General features: G+C 39.3%; 3 protein-coding genes. All 3 read left to right on the top strand.

The genetic code is table 11. The features are described 5' to 3' along the window. Positions 1 to 921 (top strand): FecR domain-containing protein (locus tag Q8907_12360; protein ID MDP4275063.1); only part of this gene is annotated, 921 nt, incomplete at its 5' end. Positions 922 to 1,114: 193 nt separating this feature from the next. Next, entirely contained in the window at positions 1,115 to 4,552 is a 3,438-nt protein-coding gene (locus Q8907_12355) for a TonB-dependent receptor (protein ID MDP4275062.1), read from the top strand. 27 nt (positions 4,553 to 4,579) lie between these two features. After that, the coding region (locus tag Q8907_12350) for a RagB/SusD family nutrient uptake outer membrane protein (protein ID MDP4275061.1) at positions 4,580 to 5,267 on the top strand (688 nt) is incomplete at its 3' end.

The following is a 5,267-nucleotide window of genomic DNA, read 5'->3' as shown; positions in this document are numbered from 1 at the left end:
GCCTGTATCTTTGTGGCGGTGATTAGTAGTTTCTTACTTTTTCATATAAAGCAAAATTTCAATCAGGAGATTAATTATGCACACATAAAAGCTAAAGTTCAGGCTTCAAATGAGTGTAAACTAATTCTTGCCGATAATTCTCAAATTAGCATTCATCAAACTGAATCCGCGTTAAGATATAGTGTCAACGGAAGGTTGAAAATCAATTCCCGCCAAATTTATTTGAAAAAGATAAAAGATAGCCGCCAATCAGAATTCAACCAGCTCATTGTGCCATGGGGCAAAAGGTCAAGTATTCTTTTCTCTGATGGGACCAAACTTTGGCTGAATTCAGGCAGCCGTGCCATTTATCCGGTTGAATTCGGCCCCCGTAGGCGTGAAATATATGTCGAAGGGGAGGCCTATCTGGAGGTAAGTCATAATGCCTTACGGCCTTTTACTGTAAAAACTGCAGCAATGGATGTGAAGGTTTTGGGAACCTGTTTTAACGTATGCGCTTATCCGGAGGATAAAATGGTCAGTGTTGTGCTTGTAAAAGGAAGTGTAAAGGCGAAAGTCCTGGACAGTCAGATTAAGTTGTCGCCTAATCAGATGATTACTTATAATGAAAAAACCAATAGGGCTAATTTGCAAAATGTGGATGTACTTCAGTATATCAGTTGGAAGGATGGATGGTTATTGTGTGATTGCGAGAAACTGGAGCAGGTGTTTGAAAAATTATCCAGGTATTACAATTGTAAAATTAGGTTTACGGATGAAAAAGCAAAATCTTTTCAGCTTTCGGGTAAACTGGATTTGAAGAACAATATAGAACAGGTTATGCAGGTTATAGCCTCCACGGTACCAATTAAAGTGGATATACAAAATCATACAATTAATGTCTCATCAAAAAAGAAAGGAGTATTAATGAAAAAAACTTGACTCACTAAAAAATAAGCCAGACAATACTCGCAATATTGTCCGGCTTTTGCTTTAACAAGTATCGCTTTGGAAAAACAAAACTTAATTAAAACGATCTAAATTTATGAAAAAAAAGGAATTTGAAATTCCGTATGGGCGGAAATTCATCAAATTTTTTAATATTATGAAGCTGTCTATCGTAATATCTGCCTTTATGATAGTAAACGTTCAGGCGAATAGTAATTTGACTTATTCGCAAAGTGCACGCTTTACAATGAAGATGCATGATGCAACAGTTAAGCAAGTATTTGATAAAGTCGAAAAGTCCAGTAATTATATTTTTGTTTATTACAAAAATGCTTTGGATTTGAATCGAAAGGTGAGTGTCAACGTTAAACGTTGCTCCATTAATGAGTTGTTAAATAGGGTATTTGAATCGTCCAACAATTCTTATAAAATTGTTGACCGCCAGGTTGTTGTTAAAGAAAGGCCCGCTGATTTACTTGCCAGTAATATGAAATGCGCGACTTCGGAACTTCAACAGATGACTGTTTCGGGCAGGGTGACCGATTCAAATGGCCAGCCTCTTATAGGCGTGAGTGTTATTGTGGTCGGTACTACCCAGGGTGTGGTGACCGACTTTGATGGGAAATATTCCATTAACGTAAGTAAGGGAAATACCACATTAAGGTTTTCGTATGTAGGTTATTTGCCGGAAGAACGTCAGATTCAGGCTTCCTCTGTGGTGGATGTGGTTTTGGCAGAAAAAGCCAAACAATTGCAGGAAGTTGTAGTTGTGGGGTACGGTGCCCAGAAAAAGGAATCTGTAGTTGGATCTATTTCACAGGTATCCAAAGAAAACCTGGAAAAATCGGGCCATGTGACCGATTTAAAACAGGCGTTGACGGGCCAGCTGCCTGGCCTGGTAACTCTGACATCTTCAGGAGAACCCGGAGGAACAGGCCGTGGGGAAAGTGCTACCAATATTTTTATCCGGGGTATGAATACCTGGAACGGCGGACAACCCTTAATCCTGGTTGATGGTGCTGCAAGGGACATGTCTAACCTCGACGTAAACGAAGTGGAAAGTATTTCCATATTAAAGGATGCTTCTGCAACTGCCGTTTTTGGTGTCGAAGGTGCTAACGGCGTTATTCTGATTACAACCAAAAGAGGAACTGTAGGTAAACCGAGACTTTCTTTCAGCTATGATGCCATTGCCAAGATGTTGTCGAAGTTACCGAAAATGATGGATTCTTATGACGCCCTCAAAATCAAGGACGAATCCATAGAACGGGAAGTAGTATTAAATGAGCCCTCCTGGGGTGACTATGTACCTAATGAGATTATTGATCGATATAGAAAACCGCAATCTGCAGAGTATGCTGAGATTTATCCCAATGTCAACTGGCAGGATGCTTTATTCAAAAAATTAGGAATGTCACACAGGGCCTCTTTGGATATCTCTGGCGGAACAAAAAAAGTCAGCTATTTCGGTTCACTGGCTTACCTTCATGAAGGGGATATGTTTAAAAAATATAACAATTATAAGGGCTACGATCCTAATTATGACTTCGACCGCTTTAATTTCAGAAGCAACCTCGATTTTAAACTTACTAAAACGACGAATTTAAAAGTGAATTTGTCAGGATATTATGCCCAAAAGAATACCAATTATAACAATGAAGGGAGTACCGGTTCCGCCGACCAATGGATGTGGGCTGCTGCTTATGCAATGCCTCCCGATTTGTTCCTTCCTCAATATTCGGATGGCCGTTTCGGGGTGAATGATGGTTATGGAAAACCCAATCCTGTAGCAGCTGTTTTTAACCTGGGTGTGAGAACAAACCATATTACCGAATTAAACTCGGATTATACTTTGGATCAAAAACTTGATTTTATCACCAAGGGCTTAAGTGCGAAAGCATCTTTGTTTTATGATAACCAGATAAAATCTCAGAGTGGTATATATGATGGGAATAATCATGTTCGTGGAGCCGATGGCAATACCCCTGAGGAAACTGTAAATTCGGCCCTGTACACCGGCCCTGATCAGGACCCCAGTGCTTATACCTCGTACTGGCCATATAACGGAAGAAACCAGTTTGACTGGATTTATATTCCGTGGAATATCAATTCAGAAGTTATAGGTTCTGCATTATGGGATAATACAATTCCTGTGATGAGACAGATGATTTATCAATTCCAGCTTAATTATGCACGGAAATTTGGAAAACATAATGTATCCGCGATGGGCGTCATGAAACGCGAACAATATGCAAAAGGGAATATGTTCCCAAATTATCGTGAAGATTGGGTTGGCCGTGTGACTTATGACTATAATACAACCTATTTTTTTGAAATGAATGGTGCTTACAATGGCTCTGAACAATTTGGTCCGGGCTATAGGTTTGCATTTTTCCCCTCATTAGCTTTGGGCTGGTATGTATCCAATGAAAAGTTCTGGAAAATTGATCAGATAAACAGGCTTAAATTACGTGCAAGTACCGGTTTGGTCGGTGATGATAATGTTTCTAGCTCTCGTTGGTTATATGCAACTCAATTGGCTTATGGAGGATATTCCAGACTTGGACAATTAACAAACAGTGCCAGTCCATATACATTTTACCGTGAGAGTGCAGTAGGAAATCCAAATGTTCACTGGGAAAAATCCCAAAAAAACAATTTCGGTTTTGATATGGGATTGTTCCAGGATTTGATTTCTGTTACTTACGATTATTTTACCGAGAACAGAAATGATATTTTAATTAGTGGAGGAGGTAGAAGTATCCCACCATTTTATGGAACTACTCCGCCTGCGTCCAATCTTGGAAAAGTAAAATCCCATGGTTTTGAATTTGAAATCAGGATTGATAAACATTGGAATACTGGATGGCATCTTTGGTCTTCGGTTTCAATGACACACACTCAAAATAAGATTATATTTAAAGATGACCCAGCGTTAGCTGATAATTATATGAAAGCTGCTGGTTTCTCTATAGGGCAGACAAAAACACAGGTAAGTACAGGCTTTTATAACAATTGGGATGAGGTTTTTGCCAGTGTCCCTACCGAAAATAATGATAATTATAAGCTTCCGGGTTATTATAATCTGCTTGATTATAACGGTGATGGAGTGATCAATTCATACGATGTCGTACCCTACGGTTATTCTGAAATACCTCAGAATACTTATAATTTTTCTATCGGAGGCGAATATAAGGGTGTTAGCTTGATGCTTCAATTTTATGGGGTTAACAATGTCTCTCGTAATTTTACGATGGATAATTTCCCCGGAGGTAGCCTGGATGTGGTATATGCCCATGTCGCTGATTACTGGTCAAAAACAAATGAAAACGCTTCTTCCTTCCTGCCCAGATGGAAAACTCCGGGGGAAAATATTGGTAACTATTATATTTATGATGGTTCATACCTGAGACTGAAGACGGTAGAACTAGGATATACATTCGACAATAAATGGGTTAAGAAAATGAGCCTGTCATCCTTGAGAATGTATTTAAACGGTGAAAACCTTTTCTTCTGGTCTAAATTGCCTGACGACAGAGAAGTAGCATGGTCCGGAGGGTCTGCAAGCCAGGGAACTTACCCCTCTGTTAAGCGTATTACATTTGGTGTTGATCTTAATTTTTAATGAATCGTTATGATGAAAACCATAAATATGAAAAACAAATTACATAGCATCCTGGGAATAGTTTTCTTTTTATTGACTTTGGTTTCCTGTGAAAAATATTTGGATAAATCACCTGAAGCAATAATTACGGAAAAAGATGCATTCGGAAACTTTAAAAGTTATCAGGGGTTTGTTGAAGAATTATACAGCTGTATTGCTGATCCTAATAAATGCGGAGCATGGAATCAATATCTTTTTGCAGATGAAACACTTAATAATTCGATTTATCCCTTTGATCAGGGAAATTACTGGAACCAGGGTGCATATCTGTACGGAACCAGTGTGGCAACTACCGATTTAAACAGCCGTACGAAAAGAGTTTGGCCTCTTGCCTGGTATGGAATCCGGAAAGCAAATATGGCTTTAGAAAACCTTTCTTTGATGAATGGTACCCAGGAAGAAAAAGATCTCATCAAAGGGCAGGCCTTATTTTTCAGAGGCTGGTTTTATTTCGAACTGATGAAATGGTATGGGGGATTACCTTATATAGATACAGTATTGTCTTCAGAACAAGAAATGGAAATTCCCCGGCTTAACTACAGGCAGACTGCTTTAAGGGCTGCCGCCGATTTCAGGGCTGCTGCTGATCTTTTGCCGGTTCATTGGGATAGCACCCAGGTTGGACAGGCAACCCTTGGAAATAATGGACAACGTATCAATAAGATGTTTGCCCTGG

Source organism: Bacteroidota bacterium, assembly GCA_030706565.1.
Classification (GTDB): domain Bacteria; phylum Bacteroidota; class Bacteroidia; order Bacteroidales; family JAUZOH01; genus JAUZOH01.
Note: the sequence above shows the minus strand (reverse complement) of the source record. Positions and strands in the feature narration are given on the sequence as shown.